This window comes from Microbacterium oleivorans (assembly GCF_001691565.1).
Lineage (GTDB): Bacteria > Actinomycetota > Actinomycetes > Actinomycetales > Microbacteriaceae > Microbacterium > Microbacterium oleivorans_B.
The window spans coordinates 1555301-1576681 of sequence record NZ_MAYO01000003.1 but is presented as its reverse complement, the minus strand read 5'-3'; the positions used below and the strand labels follow the sequence as shown (position 1 = coordinate 1576681).

The window sequence follows — 21381 nt, the reverse complement described above, 5'->3', positions numbered from 1 at the left end:
GCCTCAGCGCTCGTGGACGGCGAGGACGTTGCCTGCGGGATCGCGGAACCACGCGATGGTCGGGCCGTGACCGCGCATGATGCCCTTCGAATCGGTGGGCATGTCGTCGTAGATCGCGGTCTCGACGCCTCTGGCATTGAGGTCGTCGACAGCGGCCTCCACGTCGTCGACGGGGAAGTTCAGGATCGTGAAGCTCGCGGGTTCGTGGTGCGGCTTGCCGTAGACGAGCACCGTGCCGCCCGACGCGAGGTTCAGCTGCAGGAAGCCGCTGTCGAGCGTCGACACGTCGAGGCCGAGGGTGTCGGCGTAGAACGCTCGCGCCGCATCGAGGTCGTCGACGGCGAATCCGCTGTACGGGCCGTCGTTCTGGAACATGGCCGTCTCCTTCGTCCGGGGGTGCGACCAGGGTCGCGCTCGTGGCCGCGGTTGTCCAGGGTCGGGCTCGGTTCGCGCGCTGTGGTTTCAGGTGTGATCCGGTGCAGGGGTCTGCGTCGGCGCGGAGATCTGCGTTGGAGCGGAGTTCTGTGTTCGAGCGGAGATCTGCGTCCGGGCGGAGGTTGCGCGCGCCGAACGTCCTCGGGAACGAGGATCTCCGCGCGGCGGCGGGCGGCGCAGGTCAGGAGCCCGGCGCGGGCTCCGAGGGCGACGAGTAGACGGGGACGGAGGCCGGTCGCTCCGACGCGACGGCGAGGAGAGCGACGATCCCGAGTCCGAGTGTGCGGGTGAGGAAGCCGATCACGCCGAGCGCGGATGAGAGCCCGACGAACTGAACGGCAGTGGCCTGGTCGGGCCCTGCGATGGCGACCACACTGAGCCCATCGCACGCGAGCGAAACCCCGAGGGCCACGGCAGGAGCCCAGCGCCAGCGTTTCGACACCACCCCCGCGCGACCGATCTGCACGACGGCGACGAGGCTGAGCGCGAGTGGAACGAACGTCGTCACCGCCCACGGGATCAGGGGAGTCGGGTCGTCCGGGTTCTGGAAGAGGCCGACGCCCCGCACCAGGAGGGGGCAGAGGGCGACGAGCGCGAGCGTGATCATCCCGAGCGGGCGACGAGCGACGACGCTGTCGTGCGACGAGGTGCCGATCGCGAAGACGAGGACCGCAGCCGCCCAGAGCAGGTCGACGGAGAAGGCGAGAACGTCGGTCAACGATGTGCCCAGGGTCACGCTCAGCAGGATGCCCGCCACCCCGCAGGCGATCAGTCCGGCGCCGCCGATGGTCCAGGTCAGTCTGCGTCCGCGCATGCCTGAACGCTACCGGGTGAGGTCGGAGCGCGGTCGGGCCGGCGGCCGTATCGCGCTGAAAGCGATGTCGGAACCCCCTCCTAGTCTGGGACTATGTCCAGCCCATCCCCGTTCGTCGAAGAGGTCCCCGAGGGGATCCCGACGACCCTGGATTGGGTGGTGATGAGCGCGGACATGGCCACCATCCACGCGGCGCAACGGTACCGGTGCATCGTGGACCTGTGGGATGACGCGATCCGAGCCGCGAATCGGGATGAGGGGGCGTCGGTCCTGGTCGAACGATCCGTGCGCCTGGAAGTGGCGTCCGCGCTGCGGATCACAGAGCACGCCGCGGGGCGGTTGATGGGGATCGGGCGGGCGCTCGTGTACCGGTACCCACGGGTGTGGGAGGCGATGAGTCGCGCGCGGATCACCGACACGCACGCGACGATCCTCGTCGACGGCCTCGACGAACTCGAGATCGTCCGCGATGAGCTCGTGTCCGAGGTGCTCGAACGGGCGGAGCAGATGCCGACCGGCCCGTTCCGGCGAACGGTGAAGCGGATCGTCGACCGGGAGCGGGAAGCGACCATCACCGAGCGGCACGCCACCGCCGTCGCCCACCGGCATGTGCGCGTCGACGCCGGTGTGGACGGGATGGCGTGGCTGACTGCGCATCTGCCCGCCGTGGAAGCGCACGCGATCCACGGACGATTGACCGCGATCGCGAAGACCCTCGACGCGCCCGGCGATGAGCGGTCTCTCGACCAGAAACGAGCCGACGTGTTCGGGGATCTGCTCATCGACGGGGAGACCGGATCCCTCCCTGACACCGCGCGCGGCATCCGCCCGACAGTGGCGGTCACCGTTCCCGCGTTCACCCTGCTCACCGGCGACGGCCCGGCCGCGCAGGTCGAGGGCGTCGGGCCGATCCCCCTCGACCGGGCACGCGAACTCTGCGGGGCGGCATCCGGATGGATGCGGGTCCTCACCCACCCCGAAACCGGGGTCGTCCTGTCCGTCGGACGAGAACAGTACCGACCACCCGCCGACCTTCGCCGCCTCGTCGCGTGGCGGGCAGCCCGGTGCATGGCCCCGGGATGCGGGATCCCCGCCGACCGGTGCGACCTCGACCACACCATCGACTGGCACCACGGCGGCGAGACCGCCGCCAACAACCTCGCCCCGCTCTGCCGAGGGCACCACACCCTGAAGCACCACACCGACTGGCGGGTGAAGGCGAAATCCGGCGGCGCGCTCGAATGGACCTCACCCGCAGGCCGGGTCTACCTCGTCCACCCCGAACGACGCATCCCGCACTTCACCACCGACCCGCCCGGACCGCCACCGTTCTAGTGGTCAGCGGACGTGCCGAAGCGAGAGGCAGAGGGTCGGCGAACGGTGCCGCCCACCGTGGCGGCTCGACCTCAGTCCGCGACGTCGACCGTCACGATGAAGCGGTTCTCCGAGACATCGACTGGTCGATCCGTGTTCAGTTCGACCACTTCTCCCGGGTCGGCTCCATCCATTCCGCCGAGCGCACTCCCACTGGGTACGCGCGCAATCCGGGCGCGGGATCCACCGGCGGATAGAGCCTCCAGATCGACGATCGTGCCGATCACCGTTGTCACGTCGAGGTCCTCGAGGTCGTGGTGCGTCTCGATGAGGCGGCCGTCAGGCGCGACGGTCACCGTCCATTCCACCCTCGTGAACCGGACGAGCTCAGGGCCACAACAGCCGTGCTCCCAGCCGCCGACCTCGACCTCGAGGCGCCGCACGACGCCTGAGCTTCAGGCCCGGTGGTCGCGGTAGTACTCCAGCAGCGACTTGGTCGAGGGATCCTGCGACTCGAACGCGTCGTCGTCGCCCTCGATCGCAGGCGCGATCTGCATGGCGAGCTGCTTGCCGAGCTCGACGCCCCACTGATCGAACGAGTTGATGCCCCAGATCGCGCCCTGCGTGAACGTGATGTGTTCGTAGAGCGCGACGAGCTGACCCAGCACCGTCGGCGTCAGCGACGGCGCGAAGATCGACGTCGTCGGACGGTTGCCAGGGAACGTCCGTGCCGCGACCAGCGCACCGGTCGTGCCCTCGGCCTCGACCTCCTCGGCCGTCTTGCCGAACGCCAGCGCCTTCGTCTGCGCCAGGAAGTTCGCGAGGAACAGGCCGTGCACATCCCGGTCGCCGTCCGTCAGCGCGTAGGCGGGGTTCGCGAACGCGATGAAGTCCGCCGGGATCAGCCGCGTGCCCTGGTGGATCAACTGGTAGAACGCGTGCTGCCCGTTCGTCCCGGGCTCACCCCAGAACACCTCGCCGGTGTCGGTCGTCACGGGGGAGCCGTCCCACCGCACCGACTTGCCGTTCGACTCCATCGTCAGCTGCTGCAGGTACGCGGCGAACCGGCTCAGCTGCTGTGCATACGGCAGCACCGCATGCGACTGCGCGCCGAGGAAGTTCGTGTACCAGACGTTCAGCAGACCCATCAGGACCGGAACGTTCTCGGCCAGCGGCGTCGTCCGCACATGCTCGTCGACGGCGTGGAAGCCGGCGAGCAGCTCGCGGAACGTGTCGGGCCCGAACTCGATCACGAGCGACAGCCCGATGGCCGAGTCCACGGAGTACCGGCCGCCCACCCAGTCCCAGAAGCCGAAGGCGTTCGCGGTGTCGATGCCGAACTCAGCGACCTTGTCGAGCGCGGTGGAGACGGCGACGAAGTGGTGGGCGACGGCATCCTTCTTCTGCTCGTCGCTGCCGTCGATCGCCCCCACCGACGCGAGCCCCTCCCACAGCCAGTCACGGGCGAGACGCGCGTTCGTCAGCGTCTCGAGGGTCGTGAACGTCTTCGACGCGACGATGAACAGCGTCGTCTCGGGGTCGAGGTCCTTCGTCTTCGACGCGATGTCGAACGGGTCGATGTTCGAGACGAAGCGCGCCGAGATGCCGGCATCCGCGTACGGCTCCAGCGCCGCCGAGATCATCACGGGGCCGAGGTCCGATCCGCCGATGCCGATGTTGACGACCGTCTCGACCTTCTTGCCGGTGATGCCGGTGAAATCGCCCTTGCGCACCCGGCCGGCGAACTCGGCCATCGCGTCGAGCACGCCCTGCACATCGGCGTCGACATCCTGGCCGTCGACCGTCAGCTTCGGCGTCGCGTCGGTGGGACGGCGGAGCGCCGTATGCAGCACGGCTCGGTCCTCGGTCGTGTTGATGTGCTCGCCCGCGAGCATCGCGGCGTACCGCTCGGCGACGCCGGCCTGCTCGGCGAGGCGCACGAGGGCCGCGACGATCTCGTCGGTCACGAGGTTCTTCGACAGGTCGACGTGCAGGTCTGCGACGTCGTGCGTCAGTTTGGCGACGCGCTCCGGGTCTGCCGCGAACCAGCCGCGCAGATCGGGGGTGAAGTCGGCTTTCAGCGACTCGAGTTCAGCCCAGGCGGACGTGGTGGTGGCATCGATCGGAGCGTTGGTCACCCCTCAACGCTACTCACGTTCCACCCCCTCCGCGCCCGCGTGTCGTGCGCGGTCGGCGCATCCACGATCCGACCCGCCGCGAGCGTCACGACGGCGTCGACGTCTCCGAGCTCGCCGAGATCGTGCGTCACCACGACGACCGCCGCGCCGCGGTCGGTCGCGACGCGCAGAGCGGATGCCGCGGCTCGCCGCGACGCGTCGTCGAGACCGCTCGTCGGCTCGTCGAGAAGGAGAAGATCCGCATGCTGCGCGAGGGCCTGTGCGAGGAACGCCCGCTGACGCTGGCCTCCCGAGAGGGCGCCGAGCGGACGGGACGCGAACCGCGTCAGCCCGACCGCGTCGATCGCCTCGGCGACGGTCGCCCGGTCGCTCCGCCGTAGCGGACGGAACGCGCCGCGCTCACGCCAGCGACCCATCGACACGAGATCTGTGACCGTCAGCGGCAGACGTGCGCTGTCGGCGGTGTGCTGCGGGACGAGCGCGATCGCCGTCCCCTCGCGCATGTCGACCGAGCCTGCGGTCGGCGTGCGAAGCCCTGCGAGTACGGAAACCAGCGTCGACTTGCCCGACCCGTTCGCCCCGACGACCGCCGTCAGCGCGCCGGCGGCGACGTCCAGGTCGACGCCGTCGAGGGCGCGGTGCCCCTCGACGTCGACGCGGACGTCGCGGAGGCGGATGACCGGATCCGAGCTGTGCATCCGTCCAGTATTGCAAATGAAAACCGTTCTCAATTACGTGTACAGTCGGGCACCGTGTCCGTCCTCCTCGATCCGTTCGCCGTCGCCTTCGTCCAGCGCGCCCTCATCGGCGGCGCCCTCGTCGCCGTCGTCTGCGCCGTCGTCGGCACCTGGGTCGTCCTCCGAGGAATGGCCTTCCTCGGCGAGGCGATGGCTCACGGCATGCTCCCCGGAATCGCGATCGCCACCCTCACCGGCGTCCCGCCCGTCGCCGGCGCCGCTGTCAGCGCCGCCGCGATGTCGGTCGGCGTCGGTGCCCTCCAGCGTCGCGGACGGCTCTCGGCCGACACGAGCATCGGCCTCCTCTTCGTCGCGAGCCTCTCGCTCGGCGTCATCGTCATCTCGGCCTCGCGCAGCTTCGCGACGGATGCCTCGGCCATCCTCTTCGGCGACATCCTGGCGATCGAGCGGGGCGACCTCGTGCTCCTCGCCGTCGCGGCGGCCGTGACCCTGCTTGTCGCCGCCGCGGGCCACCGCTCCTTCGTCGCCCTCGCCGTCGATCCGCGGCAGGCGCAGCTGCTCGGTCTCCGGCCCCGCCTCGCGCACATCCTTCTCGTCGGTCTCGTGACCCTCGCCGTCGTCTCGGCCTACCAGGCCGTCGGATCGCTGCTCGTCGTCGGCATGCTCCTCGGCCCCGCCGTCGCCGCCGGCGCGTGGACCCGCCGCATCGTGCCGACGATGGCGCTCGCCGCGGTCATCGGCACGGTCTCCGTCGCCGTCGGCCTGATCCTGTCGTGGCACCTCGGCACGGCCGCAGGCGCCACCGTCGCCTTCGCGGCTATCTGCTCGGGCGCGGTGTCCACCGGCATCCGCGCTCTCATCCGTCCCACCCGCCCCACCTTCGACGAAAGGACCGCATGAACCGCCGCGTCCCTATCGCCCTCGTACCCCTCCTCGCCCTGACCCTCGCCGGCTGCCAGTCGACGCCGGCGTCCGCCCCCGAACCGTCCGGCGACGGACACGGCGCCATCGCCGGCGCGACCGAGCTCGCCGAGCCGGCGCTGCACCTCACGAGCGTCACCCCGGCCGGTGAGGTGCACCACCTCGACCTGCTCGACGAGACGAACGAGACCCTCGGTGAGATCGCCCCGCCGACCTCGCTCGAGACGGACGGTCGCTTCCTCTACGCGGGCCGGGACGGCGGCGTGGGGATCGTCGACAGCGGCGTCTGGACGTGGAACCACGTCGACCACTTCCACTACTACGAGGCTCCCGCGGCCGTCCTCGGCGACCTCGCCGGCGACGGCGACCCGACCGTCGTCGCGAGCGACCTCGGCGCGGGCGTGTACTTCGACGGGGGAGAGTCGGTGCTCCTCGACCTCGACGCGCTCAAGAAGGGCCGCATCGAGGAGCGCTTCCGGCTCGACGTGCCGGCCGGCGCGGGCATGGTCGTCCCGCTCCCGACGGGTGCCCTGGTGACGGATGCCGACGGTCTCCGACACGTCGACGCGACCGGCGCCGAGGTCGAGACCGTCTCCTGCGACGACCCCGCCGGCTCGATCGCCACGAACGTGGGCGTCGTCGTCGGGTGCGCCGACGGCGCGGTGCTGGCGGTGACGGAGGCCGACGGCACCACGTTCGAGCGGATCCCCTACCCCGCGGGCGCCGACCGCGCCGTGTCGTTCGCGGCGCGCGAGAGCCGGCCGACCGTCGCCGGCCTCTCCGGCGGAAACGGGTTCTGGCTGCTCGACACCCGCGAACGCACGTGGACCCGCATCGATGCCGGCGAGCCGCTCGCCCGCGTCGCCGCGGTCGACGACGCCGACCAGCACGTCGTCGCCCTCACGGAGAAGGGCGAGGTGCTCGTGATCGACGGCGAGAGCGGGAAGACCCTCGCCCGCACGAAGCCACTCGTGGCGGCATCCCTCGCCGATCCCGTCCTCGCGGCGGGTGTGACCCTGCAGATCGATGCGAACCGCACCTACCTGAACGGACCCGCCGAGAATCTGATGTTCGAGATCGACCACGCCGACTCCGCGCGCATCGCGCGCACGTTCGAGGCGGACGCGCCCGCCTTCGTCGCGGAGACGGGTCGATGAGGCGCGCGCTCGCGGCGGTCGTGGTCGCCGCCGTCGCCGCGCTCGCCGGGTGCGCAGCCGCGGGACCCGACCGCCCGACCGTCGTCGTGACGACGGACCTGCTCGGCGACATCACCGCGAATCTCGTCGGCGACGAGGTCGACGTGGTCACCCTCATGCCGCGCGGTAGCGACCCCCACTCGTTCGAGCTGTCCGCACGCGAAGCCGCGCGGATGCGCACCGCCGATCTCCTCGTCTCCAACGGGCTCGGGCTTGAAGAGGGCGTGCAGAACCACGTCGACGCGGCGATCGCCGACGGCGTCCCGTCGTTCGTGGCGGGGGAGCACATCGAGCCGCTCGACTACGCCGACTCGGATGCCGTCGACCCCCACTTCTGGACCGATCCCACGCAGACCGCCCGCGTCGTCGAGGCGCTCGCGCCGCAGCTCGCACGCATCGACGGGGTCGAGGCATCCGTCGTCGACGACGCGGCCGCGACGTACCTCGACGAGCTGAAGACGCTGGATGCCGAGATGGCCGACACCCTCGGCGCGATCCCCGCCGAGCATCGCGCGCTCGTCACGAACCACCACGTCTTCGGCTACCTCGCCCGGCGCTACGACGTGCGGGTCCTGGGCGCGGCGATCCCCGGCGGAACGACCCTCGCCGCTCCCAGCGCGTCGGACCTGCAGAGCCTCGTCGACGCGATCGACGAGGCCGGCGTGACGACGATCTTCGCCGACTCCTCGCAGCCCGACCGGCTCATGCGGGTTCTCGCCGACGAAGCCGGCCGCGACGTCGACGTCGTCTCGCTGTTCACCGAATCGCTCGCCCCGGAGGGCTCGCCGGGCGGCACCTACCTCGACATGATGCGACGCAACCTGCAGAGCATCGCCGACGGCCTCACCCCATGAGGCATTCCCTGGAAAGGAAACCCATGAAGAAGACCCTGCAGTTCGCCGCCCTGGCGGGCGGCGCTGCCCTGATACTCGCGGGCTGCGCGTCCGCCGAGCAGCCGGCATCCGACCCCGCCGGCAGCGCCGCGCAGACCGCACCGGCCGGACCGCGCGTCGCGGTCGCCTACGAGGGCGGCGTGCTCGTCCTCGGCGGTGACGATTATGAGAACCTCGGCGAGTTCGACTCCGAGGACTTCATCCGGCTGAACTCGGCCGGCGACGGCCGCCACGTCATGGTGACCACGTCGAAGGGCTTCCAGCTGCTGGACGTTCAGCAGCCCGAGCTGACCGACCTGGTCGTCCCCGCGGACACCGCGGGTCACGTCGTCTCGCACGCCGGGAAGACGGTGCTGTACGACGACGCGACGAGCGACACGACGATCTTCGACTCCGCCGAACTGGCGAAGACGAGCGATGCGCTCCCGAAGGCCGAGGTCATCCCCGGCGTCACGGCGCACCACGGCGTCTCGGTCGAGCTGGAGGACGGCACCCTGCTGACGACCGTCGGCGACGAGTCGGGGCGCACCGGCATCCGCGTCCTCGACCAGGACCGCAACGAGATCGCGTCGAACGACGAGTGCCCCGGCGTCCACGGCGAGGGGACCGCGACGGGCGAGACCCTCGTGTTCGGCTGCGAGAACGGCGCCCTCGTCGTGAAGAACGGCGAGATCACGAAGCTCGCCTCGCCAGACGAGTACGGCCGCATGGGCAACGCCTACGTCTCTGAGAACAGCCCGCTGGTGGTCATGGACTACAAGGACGATCCGGATGCCGAGGGGTACCTCCTGCGCAACATCACCCTGATCGACACCGAGGCGAACACGCTCGAGAAGGTCGCGCTGCCCAAGGGTGTCGAGTACACCTACCGCGGCGTCGGCCGCGGTCCGGACGCCGAGGCGGTCCTGATCGGGACCGACGGCAAGCTGCACTCGATCGACCCGGCCACGGGTGAGATCGTCTCGTCCCTGTCCGTCGTCGACCCGTGGGAGGGCCCGGCCGAGTGGCAGGACCCGCACCCGTCGGTAAAGGTCGCGGGCGACTTCGCGTACGTGACCGACCCCGCCGACAGTGAGATCGTGGTCGTCGACCTGACGAGCGACGAGATCGCGAAGACCGTCAAGCTCGACCACGTCCCGAACGAGATCGCCGTCGTCGGCTGACACCCCCGCACGTCGTCGAGCCGACGCGAAGTGCTGTCTCCCTGCTTTCGGGAGCGCACTTCGCGTCGGCTCGCGGTGCGTGACGGCTACTCGCCGGGGCGGAGGGTGGCCGTGCCGGCGGAGACCTGGGCGTCGATGGTGCGGCTGGCGCTCGTCGAGGTCTGCAGGCGGTTGTCGAACGTCCCGACGGAGACGTCGGACGTCACGCGGTAGGCCTCGTCGGGGAGCGATGCCAGGAGGGTGCCCGCGCTGACGTCCACACGGACGGCGTCGAGGGAGTCGCCGCGGAGGTCGGCAGTGATCTGACCCGCGCCGATCGTCAGGTTCGCGCGCTGCGCGCCGTCGATCGTGACGTCGGCATCGCCCGCGCTGACATCGACCGACACATCGTCGGCGGTGCCCGTCACGGTGGCGTCACCCGCACCGACCGAGACGTCGAGGCGGCCGTACGTCCCGTCGGCCGTGATCGATCCCGCGGCGACGTCGAAGTCGGCAGCCAGCTTCTCGTCCGCCATCACCGCGGGGAGGGTCAGCGTGGCCCGGTTCTCCGTAGGATCGAAGCCCACCTGCAGTGCCCACCACGGGCGCGAGTTCGAGAGCGAGAGGGTCTCGCCGCGTCGTTCGAGCGTCCAGTCGCGGTTCCCGTCGACGGTGAGGATCGCCTCGTCGACGTCGGCGTACTCGACCACGAGGTGGCCGGCCGAGACGTCGAGCGACAGGCCCGTGACTCCCGCCGCGTCGGCCGTGCGGCCGCCCTCGCCGCGATCGGTGGCCGCCCAGGCGATCGAGCCGACGCCCGAGACGAGCGTGCCGAGGAGAAGCAGGCCGCCGACGCTCATCGCGATGATCGACACGATCTGGGCGGACGAGCGGGTGGGCTGTCGCGGCGGTTGCTGCTCCGGCGAGGCGGGAGCCGTCGGCGGGGGAGTGAGGTCGATGCTCATCGGAGTGTTCCGTTCTGATCGGGATGCCCGGTGGCGGGCGGTGTGCCGTGTTCGAGGTGGACGAGTGCCGCGAGCACCCGTCGGTTGCCGTGCTCGTCCTGTTCGAGGCCGAGCTTCTGGAAGAGCGAGGTGATGTACTTCTCGACGCTCGCCTCCGAGACGAAGAGGGCGGCGGCGATCGCTGCGTTGCTCTTCCCCTCGGCGATGAGCGCGAGGACGGAGCGCTCCCGGTCGGTGAGGCGCGACATCCGCTCGTCCCGTGCCCGGCGCGTCAGCAGCTGGGCGACGACCTCGGGGTCGAGGACCGTGGCGCCCGCGGCGATCCGATCGATCGAGTCGAGGAAGTCCCTCACGTCCGCCACGCGATCCTTCAGCAGGTATCCGAGGGCCGCGTTCTGGCCGGTGATGAGGTCGCTCGCATAGCGCTCCTCGACGTACTGACTGAGCACCAGCACGGGGAGGGCGGGATGCTGCGCCCGCAGCGTCAGCGCGGCCCGGATGCCCTCGTCGGTGAACGTCGGCGGCAGTCGGACGTCGAGGACGCAGAGCTCCGGCGCCGTCTCGGTGACCGTCTCGACGATGCCGTCGGCGTGGGGGAGGGCGGCGACCACGGTGTGACCGGCGTCCTCGAGCACGCGGACCAGGCCCTCGCGCAGGAGCGTCGAGTCCTCGCAGATCAGGATGCGCACGGGACCGTCACCTCCAGTGCGGTCGGCCCGCCGGCCGGGCTGTCGAGCGTCGCGGTGCCGCCGGCGGCGAGCACCCGGTTCATGATCCCGTCGAGACCGCCGCCGGGCAGCACGCGGGCTCCGCCGATGCCGTTGTCCTCGACGCGCGCCCAGATGAGGCGGCCGGTAGCGGCGTCACCGCGGCCTCGGACCACGACGCGCACCTCGGTGGCGCGGGCGTGTTTGGCGGCGTTCGTGAGCGACTCGGCGATGACGAAGTACACCGCCGCCTCCGACGTCGCGCTGCAGCGTTCGTCGAGACGGACGTCGAGGGCGACGGGGACGTGGGACCGTGCCGCGAGGGCTGAGAGGGCGGCATCCAGTCCCCGGTCGTCGAGGACCGAGGCGTGGATGCCGCGGGCCAGCTGCCGCAACTCGGTGATGGCGGCCTTCGTCGAGGTGTGCGCCTCGTCGATCAGTTCCTTCGCGGCGACCGGGTCGGAGTCGATCTTCTGCTGCGCGAGCCCCAAGGTCATGCCGACCGAGACGAGCCGCGGCTGGACGCCGTCGTGCAGGTCGCGTTCGATGCGGGTGCGCTCGACCTCGCTGGCCCGCACCGCGCCGGCCCGCTGCGCGCCGGCGGCACGCGCCTGCTCGGCGAGGACGGCCTCGCGCGACGGGACGAGGATCGACCGGGTGAGCAGGTCGTCGAGGAGCGAGATGCCGAACAGGATGCCGAGGCTCACGAGGACCGCGAGGATGCCGCCGGCAACCGCCCAGCCGCCCGTGACCGGGATGCCGAGAACCGGTACCCGCCCGCCTGCGGCGCCGCCGAGAGGCGAGACGGCGAGGCCGATCCCGGTGACGACGGCGGACGTGGCGCCGATGACGATCCAGCCGAGCACGGCGGCGATCGCGAAGCTGCCGATGCCGCGCCACATCGCCCCGTCGATGAACTGGAGCCACAGTGTGCGGAGGAATCCGCGGAAGCCCGGCTCGCCGCTCGTGCGGATCGTCAGCGGCGGGATTCCGTGCCCGTACAGTCCCTCGGCGCGCTCGTGCTCGAGCCAGGCGCCGGCCCACACGAGGTAGACGGAGGCGATCATCAGGGGGATGCCGATGCCGAAGACGAGGGCGAGTCCGACACCGGTGCCGAAGAGGGTGAGGACGGTGGTCAGGATGCCGATGCCCACCAGGGCGACGGCGGCGAGCTGCGCGAGCGCGCCGAGGCGCCGCAGCGGCCGCAGCCGTCGGGGCGGCGAGGAGGTGTCGGAAGTCATGTCACCCACGCTAGGGGCGGGGTCCGCCCCTCACATCGGGGCCGACCGGAGACCTCGTTTCGGGTTATCCCCCAGAGGCCGGGATCGGGCGTACGGTGGCGGGATGGTCAGCATCCCCACGGTCTCCCTCAACGACGGCACCGCGTTCCCGCAGCTCGGTCTCGGCACGTACAACTTGCGGGGCGAGGAGGGGACGCAGGCGATCGTCACGGCGATCGAGGGCGGCTACCGGCTCCTCGACTCGGCGGTCAACTACGAGAACGAGCGCGAGGTCGGCGAGGCCGTCCGACGCAGCGGCATCCGCGACGAGCTCATCGTCACGACGAAGGTGCCCGGACGCGACCACGGGTACGACGAGACGCGTCGCAGCGCCGAGGGCTCGCTCGAGCGCCTCGGACTCGACCGCATCGATCTCTACCTCATCCATTGGCCCAACCCGAGCGTCGACAAGTACGTCGACACCTACCGCGCGATGGTCGACTTGCAGAAGGATGGGCGCGTCGGATCGGTCGGCGTCTCGAACTTCACCGAGCCGATGCTCGCCCGCATCATCGAGGCGACCGGCGTCGTGCCCGCCGTGAACCAGGTCGAGCTGCACCCGTACTTCCCGCAGGCGCACCTGCGCGCGTTCCACGCCTCGCAGGGCATCCGCACCGAGAGCTGGAGCCCCCTCGCGCGGCGGTCGGAGCTCCTCAGTGAACGGGTGGTGACGGATGCCGCCGCTGCCCACGGCGTCACGCCCACCCAGGTCGTGCTCCGCTGGCACGTGCAGCTGGGGACCACACCGATCCCGAAGTCCGCCGATCCCGCACGCCAGGCCGAGAACGCCGACGTCTTCGGGTTCTCGCTCACGGCCGACGAGGTCGCCGCGATCTCCGCGCTCGAGCGCGGCCGGCTGTGGGACGGCGACCCCGACACCCACGAGGAGATGTAGGGGCCGCCGTCCGCGTCTAGTCGCCCTTCACGTTCACGAGCTGCCGGAGCGTGTGCCGGATCTCGACGAGGTCACCGGCGTCGGCCATCACCCGGTCGATCGGCTTGTAGGCCTGCGGGATCTCGTCGATGAACGCGTCCGTGTCCCGGAACTCGATGCCCGTCATGGCCTCCCGCAGCTGCTCGTGCGTGAAGGTGCGCCGCGCCGCCGACCGCGAGTACTCGCGACCAGCGCCGTGCGGGGAGGAGTTGAGCGAGAGCGGGTTCCCGAGTCCGGAGACGACGTACGACGCCGTGCCCATCGATCCCGGGATGAGACCGGGCCGCCCCTTGTCCGCCTGGATGGCGCCCTTCCTCGACACCCACACCTCCTTGCCGAAGTGCTTCTCGCGCTCGGTGAAGTTGTGGTGACAGTTGATCCGCTCCTGCTCGATCACGTCCTCGCCCATCGTCTCGGACAGCTGCCGGGCGACCCGGTCCATCATCTCCTCACGGTTCAGCAGCGCGAAGTGCTGCGCCCACCTCAGCTGCCGGATGTACGCCCAGAACTCGTCCGTGCCCTCCGCCAGGTAGGCGAGGTCCCGATCGGGCAGGTCGATCCACCACTGCGTCGCGAGCCGCTGCGCCACGCCGATGTGGTGGGTGGCGATCTTGTTGCCCACGCCCCGCGAACCGGAGTGGAGGAACATCCAGACCGCGTCGGCCTCGTCGACCGAGATCTCGATGAAGTGGTTGCCCGACCCGAGCGAGCCGAGCTGGTTCCGCCAGTGACCCGCGTACGACGCCGGGTCGAAGTCGTTCTTGGCCGCGAGCTCCTCCAGCTCGGCGATGCGCGGCTCAGCGGTCAGGACGATGGTCCGGTTGTCATGGCCCGCCGACAGCGGGACCGCCCGCTCGATCTGCTGCCGGAGCGTCGTCAGGTCACGAGAGACGAGCTGCGCCTTGGTGAACTGCGTCCGGACGGCGATCATGCCGCATCCGATGTCGACGCCGACGGCAGCCGGCATGATGGCGCCCAGCGTAGGGATGACCGATCCGACGGTCGCCCCCTTGCCGAGGTGCGCATCCGGCATGAGTGCCAGGTGCGGGTGGATGAACGGCATCCGTGACGAGGTGCGAGCCTGCTCGACGGTCTTCTCGTCGATGATGCTCGCCCACGACATCAGCCTGTTCGAGAGCTTCTCCATGGTTCCTTTCCTTCGTGGAGGGCCCGGGAGGCCTTCGTGCGGAGAGGAACACACGAGAAGACGCCCCGGACCTGTGCGGTGCGGGGCGTCGGACGGTGATGGCGTCAGACGGCGCGCGCCGGAGGGTACGGCTGGTAGCGGAACGGGACCTGGGTCTCATTCCGCTGCAGCAGATCACGCCGTTGCGTGGTCATGGCATCCTCCGGGGTATCGCCGCGCCGGTCGGCACAGCCCTGCCACGTTAGCGGCCCGGGCGTGTCGCGTCAAAGGTCGATCGTGCGCATAGCTGCGACGTGTGGGAGGGTGGCCGCATGGGTGGACTCGTCGGCTGGCATCTCCTGATCCTCCTGGGAGTGGTCCTGATGATCGCGCTGATCGTCTGGGGGATCTACTGGATCGTGCGGCTCGCCGCGCGCCACGGAAGCGAGGATGCCGCCGACCGTCGCTCCCGCGTGGGGTAGAGCTCAGGCGAGGTAGCCCCACCAGCCGGCGCAGCAGGTCGAGCCCCAGCAGCGAGGGTGCGGCGGCATTCGGTTCGAGGTCGAACACCGGCCGCTCGATCTCGGCGACCACCCGCACCGCGATCGCGTCGCGCAGGTCCGGATCGGCATCCAGGGCGAGCGGGATGACGATGCTCACGGCATCACCCTCGTGTGCTCTCGGAAGACTGCAGCAGCATCCGCATCCGGTGGAGCACCTCGTCGAGATGATCGGTCAGCGGGGCGCCCGCCGGCTCGGATGCCCAGGCGTCCAGGGCGGACTGCAGGGCTTCGACCGTGATTCCGGCGATCGCCGCCGCCGTCGCCTCGTCCTCGCCGCGACGGCGGAAGCCCTCCCTGATGGCGTCCCGCAGATCCGCCTGCTTGCGCAGGTCCCGCTCGCGCAGCGCCGGCTCGGACGCGATCACCTGGCGGGCGAAGCGCATCTCGGCACGCCGGGGCTCGAAGCGCTCGCGCGCCAGCACCCGGAGACCGTCGATCACTACCTGCATCGGCTGCGCGTCCCGCGTCGCCTCGGCGATCATGCGGGTCGCGCGCTGCGGGATCTCGTCGTCGTCGAAGAAGACCTCGCGCTTGTCGCTGAAGTGGCGGAAGAACGTGCGACGCGTCACACCGGCCCGGTCGACGATGTCGGGCACGGTGGTCGCCGCGTAACCGCGCTCCTCGAAGAGCGAGAGCGCCGCCGCTCGCAGTCGTTCCCGGGTGTCCGGTGCCCATCTGGCCATCCGGACAGCATAGTGACGACACCCTGTGTCATGTGAGGTACAGTGATGACACCACGTGACATCACGACCGGAGGAACCGACATGCCCCGACACCACGCCGCCGCCGTCCTCGCAACGCCCCGCGCGCGTCTTTCCGTCGAGCGGATGCCGACGCCCGACCCGGCGCCACGCGAGGTCGTCGTGCGCGTCCGCGCCGTCGCGATCAACCCGATCGACTGGGTCATCCAGGGCACGGGATCGGTCACCTACCGGTGGCTGCGTATGCCGGCGGTACTCGGCTCCGACGTCGCCGGCGAGGTGGTCGCCATCGGCTCCGAGGTCACGCGGTTCCGCATCGGCGATCGCGTCTTCGGGCTGGCGACGGGGACGGACCGCGGTCGCGACTCCCGGCGCGAGGGCGCGTTCCAGGAGTACACGACGCTCCTGGAACACCTCACCGCCCCGATCCCGGACGGCATCTCGCACGTGGAGGCATCCGTCCTTCCCCTCGGGGTCTCCACCGCCGCGTGCGCGCTGTTCCAGCCGCGCCACCTCGGACTGGCGATCCACGACCCCGCCGACGCGCGTCCTCGCGACCGCGGGGTCGTCGTCGTGTGGGGCGGGTCGACGAGCGTCGGCATGAACGCGATCCAGCTCGCCCGCGCGGCCGGATACGACGTGGTCAGTACGGCGTCGCCGCGCAACGCCGACCTCGTACGGTCGCTGGGTGCCGACGTCGTCGTCGACCACGGTTCCCCCGGCGCCGTCGATGATCTCGTGGCGGGGATCGGCGGTCGCACCGTCGTCGGTGCCGTGGCCCTCGGCGAGACATCGACCGCCGGATGCCTCGAGGTGCTGCGCCGGACAGGCGGTTCGGTGCTCGCGATGGCGAGCATGCCCGTCTCGCTCGCTGAGCTCGCCGGGCGCCGCCGGCTCTTCCCGGCGATGCTGCCCGTGTTCTCGCGCCTGGGGCTGAGGACGCTTCTGCTGAACGCTCGCGCGCGTCGCGCCGGCATCCGAGCCGCCTTCATCTGGGGGACGAGCCTGCGCGACGACGAGGTCGGACGACGGCTGTGGGGGCGGCTGCTGCCGGAGTGGCTGGCGGACGGCACCGTCCGTCCGCTGCCCGAGGCGTTCGTGGCCGGCGACGGGGTGGGTGCGATACAGGAGGCGCTGGATCGTCAGCGCGCGGGGGTCTCTGCTCGGAAGATCGTCGTGACCCTCTGAACCGGAGCGGATCGCCCGGCGATCACACCGGGATCTCGACGAGGCGGAACCAGCGGCCGGTCGGCTGCAGCCGGGCGAGAACCGGAAGGAAGTGCGGGTCGCTGACGTGACCGTCGAACTCGACGCCGACGACGCCACGGCTCGACAGGACATCGAGCGAGCGGAGGATGCAGGCTTCGACGAGGCGCTCGCCGTCGGGGGCCGCGGCATCCGTCGTCTCCGCCGTCAGCAGCGGGGTCTCGCCGTCGACGTAGACGAGGGCGAGCGCGAGGATCCGACCGGTCGCATCCGCCACGACGGAGGATGCCTCGGTGTCGATCTCGTCCCACAGGTCTTCGTTGAGCGCGTCGGCGAACCCGGGCCCGACCGGGCTCCACGATGCGTGCGTCCACTCGTAGATCCGGGCGTTGGTGGCCTCGATCACCGCGCGGTCGACGGCACCGACGGCGATTGCGGCCGGGCCTGCGCGCAGCGCGGTCCGCGCCGCCGTCGTCGTCTGTGCAGGCGGAACGACCTGGATCGTCCGTGCGCCGAGCGCGTCGGCGAAGGCGAGTGCGGGGTCGTCCACGTATCCGCGTGTCATGAGGGGGAGTGGCGCGGCGCGGAGCGACGTGAGGTGCTGCACCATCGCCGTCCCGATCCCACGGCGGCGATGCGCGGGGTCGACCACCACGTTCACCCAGTAGCGGTCACCGTGCACGCGGCTCGTCCACATCAACCCGACCGCGACGATCCCATCGGTTTCCGCGACCACGGCCCGGGTGTGCTCGCCTCGCCACAGATCCGGTCGGAGCTCGTGTCCGGCCGTCCAGGCGGGAGTTGATGTCAGATCGCTCTCACGCAGTGGTCCGATGTTCACCGGAGGATCCTTCCCCGCGCCCGGGTCAGAGCTGGGCGCCGTCGTCGTCGCGGTCGTAGATGCCCTGATTCCGTCCGCGGCGCGACTCGTAGGCGATGAGCCAGCCGATCGAGATCGCGGCCGCCAGGACGAGGCCGACCCAGATGTTCTGCCACACGAGTCCGAACAGAATGCCGCCGGCGAACAGCAGAACCGTCCCGAGGATCCAGAACCCGCGTCCCCGCTGTCGCTGCGCCATGCGGCCAGCCTACGGTTCCCGTCGCCCGGCGCTCGCGCTTCGCACCGTAGGGCGTTCATCTCGAGGTCGAGCAGTTCGATCCGAACAGCTTCGTGGAGGCGGACTACCGCGCGCTCGAAGGGACATGGGCGTCGCTGGGCGAGGACGTCGCTGCCTCCGCGCAGTGGGGGTCTGACGGATTGGTCGACGATGACGTCGCCTTCACCCGGCCCTGGGGGTTCGCGCTCGCCGATGTCGTCGCCCCGGTGGTGGTGGTGCAGGGTGAGCTCGATCGCGTCATCCCGCCGTCACATGCGGCGGCGATCGCCGGCGGCATCACTCGCGCGACGCTGGTGCGGATCCCCGACGTCGGACACATCGCGGTCCTCGACCATCTGCCGACGGCGCTCGCTGCGCTCCGCGGCCTCTGACCTCAGCGGTTCCGATGATCCTCCGGTGCGAGGCGCGGTCCGCGGCGCGGCTCGACGACACCGCTCGCCCCGATGAGGCGGATCACCCGCTGCCGCTGGCCCTTCCACGGCTCGAGGAGTTCCGCCATGCCGTCGTCGTCGACGCGTGAGCCGGTCAGTGCATACCCGACCTGATGGGCGACGTGATAGTCGCCGAAGCTGACCGCGTCGGGATCGCCGAACGCGCGGATGCGCGCTTCGGCGCTCGTCCAGACGCCCACGCCCGGCAGGCTCATGAAGACCCGATCGCGGTCGTCCCCGGTCGTCGCAGCCTCGGCGGCGCGCTCGATCGACGCGCGACGGCGGGCAGCGTCCACGATCGTGCGCGATTGCGGCGGCTCGAGTCCGGCGCGGTGCCACGACCAGCTCGGGATCATCCGCCAGTCGGCCGGCGGCGCGTACATCGGCCGCGGTGTCGGACCGGGCGCGAGGTCGCCGTACCTCGTCAGGATCCAGCGCCATGCCCCGAAGGCCTGCAGCCCGGTCACCTTCTGCTCGAAGATGCTGCTGACGAGGGCGTCGAAGACGAGGTCGGTCGCCCCGATCCGCAGGTCGGGCCGGCGGTGGTGGGTCGCCGCGATGAGCGGATGCCGCGACGCATCGAACTCGCCGGGGTCGTCGCCCGAGCCGCACAGCCGTGGCAGCTGGTCCAGCGTCCATGCGGCACCCGGCCCCCAGGCGGCCGCCCGCACCGTCCGCAGTCCCGGGCGGATCGCGATCGTCGCGACCCCCTCGGGAGTGCGGGTCGCGCGCCAGATCACGCCGTCGACCGTGGTCTGCGACGGGTCGTGCGCACCGCGCTGCTGGTACCGGATGGCGCCCAGCACGTCGGTAGGGACCTTCGGGCGGTACTCCGCTTCGAGCGGCTTCAGGTGCGGGGACGGCGACGGATGCGGCATCCGTTCACGCAGTCCCGACCTCATGCCGACACCCTACGTCCGGGCGCCGACAGCAGGCTGATCAGAAGCGGTCGGGGGAGGGGGTGCCGTGTCCGTAGCGGATGACGACATCGGCGTGCCGGTCGAAGCGGTAGCCGATGCCGCGCACCGTGCGGACGATGTCCTCGTAACGGCCGAGCTTGGAACGCAGGCGGCGGACGTGCACGTCGATCGTGCGCTCGCCGGGGGTCTCCCCGTCGTCGGCGTGGCTCCACAGCGACGAGACGAGCTCTGTCCGTTCGATCGTGCGGCCCTCGCGGAGGACGAGGTACTGCAGCAGCTCGAACTCCTTGAACGTCAGCGACGCCGTCTCGCCGTCGATGTGCACGCGGCGACGGGAGATGTCGATCGTCACGCCTCCGGGCACGTGCTCGTCGAGGGGCTCCTCGGGCTTGGTGCGGGCCACGGCGGCGGGCTCGTGGAGGGCGAGTCGGACGACGTCGACGTCGCGGCCACCGGCGCCGACCGGGGCGAGTGCGACCGTCGCGTGGGTCTCGGCAGACGGGGCGAGCTCGGCGATCGTGCGGCGGAGGGCATCGACGATCACCGAGAGGCTGACGCCGTCAGCGGCCGCCTTCAGCTCGTCGAGACCGACGTAGAGGGCGAAGCCGCGCGGAGCGGTGCCGGCGGGGAGTCCCTTGGGAGCGGGGCGCTCCGTCACAGGCGAGGTGGCGATGTCCTCGACGGCGCGGAGGTGACGGGGAGCGGCGGGGGCGGAGAGGAGAGCGGAGGTCGACATGGCGATGTCCTTCGAAGGGGAACCCGGAGCGGGACGCGGGTTCGAGAGTGTTGCGCGGGTGGCCTCGCATAGGCCGATGTGCGAGAAGCCGGCATCCGCGTTGTGGGCGGGAGGGCCGGAGTCTCGGGGGTCGGTTCGCCGTGTTCAGAAACGGCGGCGCGACCCGGCGGGGATCACCGTGTCAGCGACACATTCGGCAACACATGACAGCACGCTGCGGCATCATGATGCCGGCAGTTCCGTTCGCCTCCCGGGCGGACAGAGTGCGTGCGAAGTCAGTCATGTGGCCGATTATGACGAACCGCGTCGGGATGTGTCAAACCGCCCGCCCCCGAGGAGCTCCGCATGACGGAATGTGACAGATTGCTCAATCCGTCGGAGATCGTGTGCGACACCCGGCGCTCGGCGTAGCGTTAGCGCATGAGCGAGCTGATCTTCACCGACGAGAAGGATGCCGCCCGGTACAGCCTGCACCGCGGCAAGGATCTCGTCAGCATCCTCGATTACAACGACGACGGCACGACGATCGCGCTGACCCGCGCGTACACGATCCCCACCTTCCGCGGCTCGGGCTATGCCGCGGAGCTCGTGCGGCGTGCGGTGTCCGATCTCGAGCGTCGCGGCGATCGGCGCGTCATCCCCGTCTGCTGGTACGTCGCCGACTGGTTCGACGCGAACCCGGGCCATGAGTCCCTGCTGCAGGAGCGGCGAACGGCCTAGGCCTCGCCCGGCTTCGGATCGCGGATCCGCCACCCCAGGTTCTCGAGTGCTCCCTTGAGCCTGTCTGCTGCGGCGCGGGCGACGGCGGTCGACTCGTCGGAGCAGACGTCGATGGCCAGCGGCGGCGGGTCGGCGAATTTCGGGATCTGGACTTCCGCCCACGCGCCGGGGGAGAGGCTCACCCGCGGATAGGCGGTCCGCGCATGCTCGACGACGCCGTCGCACGCGAAGGCGATCGTCTCCAGCGCATCAGGCTTGGTGATCGGCAGATCGACCACGAGTGTCACCACGAACGGCCCGCTCGCCGTGTCGCGCCCGTGTCCCGACATCCGCTCCCCTTCCTGTGCCGCCTCCTCGTTCGTAGTCGCGTCGAGCCGATGCGGTCAAGCCCGTGTGCCGCATGTCGCCCGCGGGTCACCATGA

The 21381-nt window shown here is 70.7% G+C and carries 25 protein-coding genes; 10 read left to right on the top strand and 15 right to left on the bottom strand.

Features of this window, described 5'->3' with window-relative positions; translation table 11 throughout:
* Positions 1-3: 3 nt before the first annotated feature.
* The gene (locus BBA86_RS10410) at positions 4-375 is read right to left on the bottom strand and encodes a VOC family protein (protein WP_065571498.1); all 372 of its coding nucleotides are present in this window, start codon (positions 373-375) and stop codon (positions 4-6) included.
* Positions 376-616: 241 nt separating this feature from the next.
* On the bottom strand, positions 617-1249 hold the full coding sequence (locus tag BBA86_RS10405) for a hypothetical protein (RefSeq protein WP_065571497.1): 633 nt from the start codon (positions 1247-1249) through the stop codon (positions 617-619).
* A gap of 93 nt (positions 1250-1342) precedes the next feature.
* Here BBA86_RS10405 and BBA86_RS10400 point away from each other — a divergent pair, with 93 nt between their 5' ends.
* Positions 1343-2584 carry an HNH endonuclease signature motif containing protein gene (locus BBA86_RS10400; protein WP_065571496.1) on the top strand — a complete coding sequence of 414 codons (1242 nt, stop codon included), beginning with the start codon at positions 1343-1345 and terminating at the stop codon, positions 2582-2584.
* A 71-nt stretch (positions 2585-2655) separates the two neighbouring features.
* Here BBA86_RS10400 and BBA86_RS10395 read toward each other — a convergent pair whose 3' ends face one another.
* From BBA86_RS10395 to aztA, 3 genes are read right to left on the bottom strand one after another with little or no spacing between them, the layout of a single operon-like run.
* Positions 2656-3006 carry a hypothetical protein gene (locus tag BBA86_RS10395; RefSeq protein WP_141677860.1) on the bottom strand — a complete coding sequence of 117 codons (351 nt, stop codon included), beginning with the start codon at positions 3004-3006 and terminating at the stop codon, positions 2656-2658.
* Between the two features lie 12 nt (positions 3007-3018).
* Positions 3019-4701, bottom strand: coding sequence for a glucose-6-phosphate isomerase (gene pgi / locus BBA86_RS10390; RefSeq protein WP_065571494.1), 1683 nt, complete (start codon positions 4699-4701; stop codon positions 3019-3021).
* The gene (gene aztA / locus BBA86_RS10385; RefSeq protein WP_065571493.1) at positions 4698-5399 is read right to left on the bottom strand and encodes a zinc ABC transporter ATP-binding protein AztA; all 702 of its coding nucleotides are present in this window, start codon (positions 5397-5399) and stop codon (positions 4698-4700) included. The genes pgi and aztA overlap by 4 nt, the downstream gene beginning before the upstream one ends.
* Positions 5400-5453: 54 nt before the next feature.
* On the opposite strand from aztA, the gene aztB reads away from it, so the two are divergent.
* The 4 genes from aztB to aztD are packed head-to-tail and all read left to right on the top strand — an operon-like array spanning position 5454 to position 9572.
* On the top strand, positions 5454-6299 hold the full coding sequence (aztB, locus tag BBA86_RS10380) for a zinc ABC transporter permease AztB (protein WP_065571492.1): 846 nt from the start codon (positions 5454-5456) through the stop codon (positions 6297-6299).
* Positions 6296-7477, top strand: coding sequence for a hypothetical protein (locus BBA86_RS10375; RefSeq protein ID WP_065571491.1), 1182 nt, complete (start codon positions 6296-6298; stop codon positions 7475-7477). Before aztB ends, BBA86_RS10375 begins: the two co-directional genes overlap by 4 nt.
* Entirely contained in the window at positions 7474-8370 is an 897-nt protein-coding gene (locus tag BBA86_RS10370; protein ID WP_065571490.1) for a metal ABC transporter substrate-binding protein, read from the top strand. Before BBA86_RS10375 ends, BBA86_RS10370 begins: the two co-directional genes overlap by 4 nt.
* A gap of 23 nt (positions 8371-8393) precedes the next feature.
* Positions 8394-9572, top strand: coding sequence for a zinc metallochaperone AztD (gene aztD / locus BBA86_RS10365; protein WP_065571489.1), 1179 nt, complete (start codon positions 8394-8396; stop codon positions 9570-9572).
* An 86-nt stretch (positions 9573-9658) separates the two neighbouring features.
* Here the strand turns inward: aztD and BBA86_RS10360 are convergent, their stop codons facing one another.
* Genes BBA86_RS10360 through BBA86_RS10350 form a run of 3 tightly spaced genes read right to left on the bottom strand, consistent with a single transcriptional unit; the run spans position 9659 to position 12464 of the window.
* Positions 9659-10516, bottom strand: coding sequence for a hypothetical protein (locus BBA86_RS10360; protein WP_065571488.1), 858 nt, complete (start codon positions 10514-10516; stop codon positions 9659-9661).
* Positions 10513-11205, bottom strand: coding sequence for a LuxR C-terminal-related transcriptional regulator (locus BBA86_RS10355; RefSeq protein WP_065571487.1), 693 nt, complete (start codon positions 11203-11205; stop codon positions 10513-10515). Before BBA86_RS10355 ends, BBA86_RS10360 begins: the two co-directional genes overlap by 4 nt.
* Entirely contained in the window at positions 11193-12464 is a 1272-nt protein-coding gene (locus tag BBA86_RS10350; RefSeq protein WP_065571486.1) for a sensor histidine kinase, read from the bottom strand. The genes BBA86_RS10355 and BBA86_RS10350 overlap by 13 nt, the downstream gene beginning before the upstream one ends.
* Positions 12465-12567: 103 nt before the next feature.
* On the opposite strand from BBA86_RS10350, the gene BBA86_RS10345 reads away from it, so the two are divergent.
* Entirely contained in the window at positions 12568-13398 is an 831-nt protein-coding gene (locus tag BBA86_RS10345) for an aldo/keto reductase (RefSeq protein ID WP_065571485.1), read from the top strand.
* A 16-nt stretch (positions 13399-13414) separates the two neighbouring features.
* Here the strand turns inward: BBA86_RS10345 and BBA86_RS10340 are convergent, their stop codons facing one another.
* On the bottom strand, positions 13415-14584 hold the full coding sequence (locus BBA86_RS10340) for an RtcB family protein (RefSeq protein WP_065571484.1): 1170 nt from the start codon (positions 14582-14584) through the stop codon (positions 13415-13417).
* 311 nt (positions 14585-14895) lie between these two features.
* Between BBA86_RS10340 and BBA86_RS14595 the strand changes: the two genes are divergently transcribed.
* Positions 14896-15045, top strand: a complete 150-nt coding sequence (locus tag BBA86_RS14595) for a hypothetical protein (protein WP_189318454.1) — start codon at positions 14896-14898, stop codon at positions 15043-15045.
* Between the two features lie 182 nt (positions 15046-15227).
* On the opposite strand, the gene BBA86_RS10335 is transcribed toward BBA86_RS14595, so the two are convergent.
* Positions 15228-15809 carry a TetR/AcrR family transcriptional regulator gene (locus tag BBA86_RS10335; RefSeq protein WP_065571483.1) on the bottom strand — a complete coding sequence of 194 codons (582 nt, stop codon included), beginning with the start codon at positions 15807-15809 and terminating at the stop codon, positions 15228-15230.
* An 81-nt stretch (positions 15810-15890) separates the two neighbouring features.
* Here BBA86_RS10335 and BBA86_RS10330 point away from each other — a divergent pair, with 81 nt between their 5' ends.
* Complete coding sequence (locus BBA86_RS10330) at positions 15891-17015, top strand: zinc-binding alcohol dehydrogenase family protein (protein ID WP_065572263.1); 1125 nt, start codon at positions 15891-15893, stop codon at positions 17013-17015.
* A gap of 22 nt (positions 17016-17037) precedes the next feature.
* Here the strand turns inward: BBA86_RS10330 and BBA86_RS10325 are convergent, their stop codons facing one another.
* Both BBA86_RS10325 and BBA86_RS10320 read right to left on the bottom strand, forming a co-directional pair.
* Positions 17038-17874, bottom strand: coding sequence for a GNAT family N-acetyltransferase (locus BBA86_RS10325; protein ID WP_065571482.1), 837 nt, complete (start codon positions 17872-17874; stop codon positions 17038-17040).
* Between the two features lie 25 nt (positions 17875-17899).
* On the bottom strand, positions 17900-18112 hold the full coding sequence (locus BBA86_RS10320) for a hypothetical protein (protein ID WP_065571481.1): 213 nt from the start codon (positions 18110-18112) through the stop codon (positions 17900-17902).
* 92 nt (positions 18113-18204) lie between these two features.
* Between BBA86_RS10320 and BBA86_RS10315 the strand changes: the two genes are divergently transcribed.
* Positions 18205-18522, top strand: a complete 318-nt coding sequence (locus tag BBA86_RS10315) for an alpha/beta fold hydrolase (protein WP_223247069.1) — start codon at positions 18205-18207, stop codon at positions 18520-18522.
* 2 nt (positions 18523-18524) lie between these two features.
* On the opposite strand, the gene BBA86_RS10310 is transcribed toward BBA86_RS10315, so the two are convergent.
* A complete protein-coding gene (locus tag BBA86_RS10310) occupies positions 18525-19460 on the bottom strand; it encodes a DNA-3-methyladenine glycosylase family protein (protein ID WP_065571480.1) in 936 nt (311 codons plus the stop codon).
* A 61-nt stretch (positions 19461-19521) separates the two neighbouring features.
* Positions 19522-20238, bottom strand: coding sequence for a winged helix-turn-helix domain-containing protein (locus tag BBA86_RS10305; RefSeq protein ID WP_065571479.1), 717 nt, complete (start codon positions 20236-20238; stop codon positions 19522-19524).
* Positions 20239-20658: 420 nt separating this feature from the next.
* Here BBA86_RS10305 and BBA86_RS10300 point away from each other — a divergent pair, with 420 nt between their 5' ends.
* Positions 20659-20958: a GNAT family N-acetyltransferase gene (locus BBA86_RS10300; protein ID WP_065571478.1), complete on the top strand. Its 300-nt coding sequence runs from the start codon at positions 20659-20661 to the stop codon at positions 20956-20958.
* Here the strand turns inward: BBA86_RS10300 and BBA86_RS10295 are convergent.
* Entirely contained in the window at positions 20955-21287 is a 333-nt protein-coding gene (locus BBA86_RS10295) for a hypothetical protein (protein WP_065571477.1), read from the bottom strand. The two genes, BBA86_RS10300 and BBA86_RS10295, sit on opposite strands and share 4 nt — an antisense overlap.
* Between the last annotated feature and the right edge of the window lie 94 nt (positions 21288-21381).

Coding starts and splice junctions, on each gene's coding strand:
- BBA86_RS10305 (WP_065571479.1), bottom strand. CDS start 20,238: ATGTCGACCTCCGCTCTCCTCTCCGCCCCCGCCGCTCCCCGTCACCTC.
- BBA86_RS10310 (WP_065571480.1), bottom strand. CDS start 19,460: ATGCCGCATCCGTCGCCGTCCCCGCACCTGAAGCCGCTCGAAGCGGAG.
- aztA (WP_065571493.1), bottom strand. CDS start 5,399: ATGCACAGCTCGGATCCGGTCATCCGCCTCCGCGACGTCCGCGTCGAC.
- BBA86_RS10335 (WP_065571483.1), bottom strand. CDS start 15,809: ATGGCCAGATGGGCACCGGACACCCGGGAACGACTGCGAGCGGCGGCG.
- BBA86_RS10370 (WP_065571490.1), top strand. CDS start 7,474: ATGAGGCGCGCGCTCGCGGCGGTCGTGGTCGCCGCCGTCGCCGCGCTC.
- BBA86_RS10295 (WP_065571477.1), bottom strand. CDS start 21,287: ATGTCGGGACACGGGCGCGACACGGCGAGCGGGCCGTTCGTGGTGACA.
- BBA86_RS10410 (WP_065571498.1), bottom strand. CDS start 375: ATGTTCCAGAACGACGGCCCGTACAGCGGATTCGCCGTCGACGACCTC.
- BBA86_RS10375 (WP_065571491.1), top strand. CDS start 6,296: ATGAACCGCCGCGTCCCTATCGCCCTCGTACCCCTCCTCGCCCTGACC.
- BBA86_RS10405 (WP_065571497.1), bottom strand. CDS start 1,249: ATGCGCGGACGCAGACTGACCTGGACCATCGGCGGCGCCGGACTGATC.
- BBA86_RS10350 (WP_065571486.1), bottom strand. CDS start 12,464: ATGACTTCCGACACCTCCTCGCCGCCCCGACGGCTGCGGCCGCTGCGG.
- BBA86_RS10340 (WP_065571484.1), bottom strand. CDS start 14,584: ATGGAGAAGCTCTCGAACAGGCTGATGTCGTGGGCGAGCATCATCGAC.
- BBA86_RS10300 (WP_065571478.1), top strand. CDS start 20,659: ATGAGCGAGCTGATCTTCACCGACGAGAAGGATGCCGCCCGGTACAGC.
- BBA86_RS10330 (WP_065572263.1), top strand. CDS start 15,891: ATGCCCCGACACCACGCCGCCGCCGTCCTCGCAACGCCCCGCGCGCGT.
- BBA86_RS10400 (WP_065571496.1), top strand. CDS start 1,343: ATGTCCAGCCCATCCCCGTTCGTCGAAGAGGTCCCCGAGGGGATCCCG.
- BBA86_RS10360 (WP_065571488.1), bottom strand. CDS start 10,516: ATGAGCATCGACCTCACTCCCCCGCCGACGGCTCCCGCCTCGCCGGAG.
- BBA86_RS14595 (WP_189318454.1), top strand. CDS start 14,896: ATGGGTGGACTCGTCGGCTGGCATCTCCTGATCCTCCTGGGAGTGGTC.
- BBA86_RS10320 (WP_065571481.1), bottom strand. CDS start 18,112: ATGGCGCAGCGACAGCGGGGACGCGGGTTCTGGATCCTCGGGACGGTT.
- BBA86_RS10345 (WP_065571485.1), top strand. CDS start 12,568: ATGGTCAGCATCCCCACGGTCTCCCTCAACGACGGCACCGCGTTCCCG.
- aztD (WP_065571489.1), top strand. CDS start 8,394: ATGAAGAAGACCCTGCAGTTCGCCGCCCTGGCGGGCGGCGCTGCCCTG.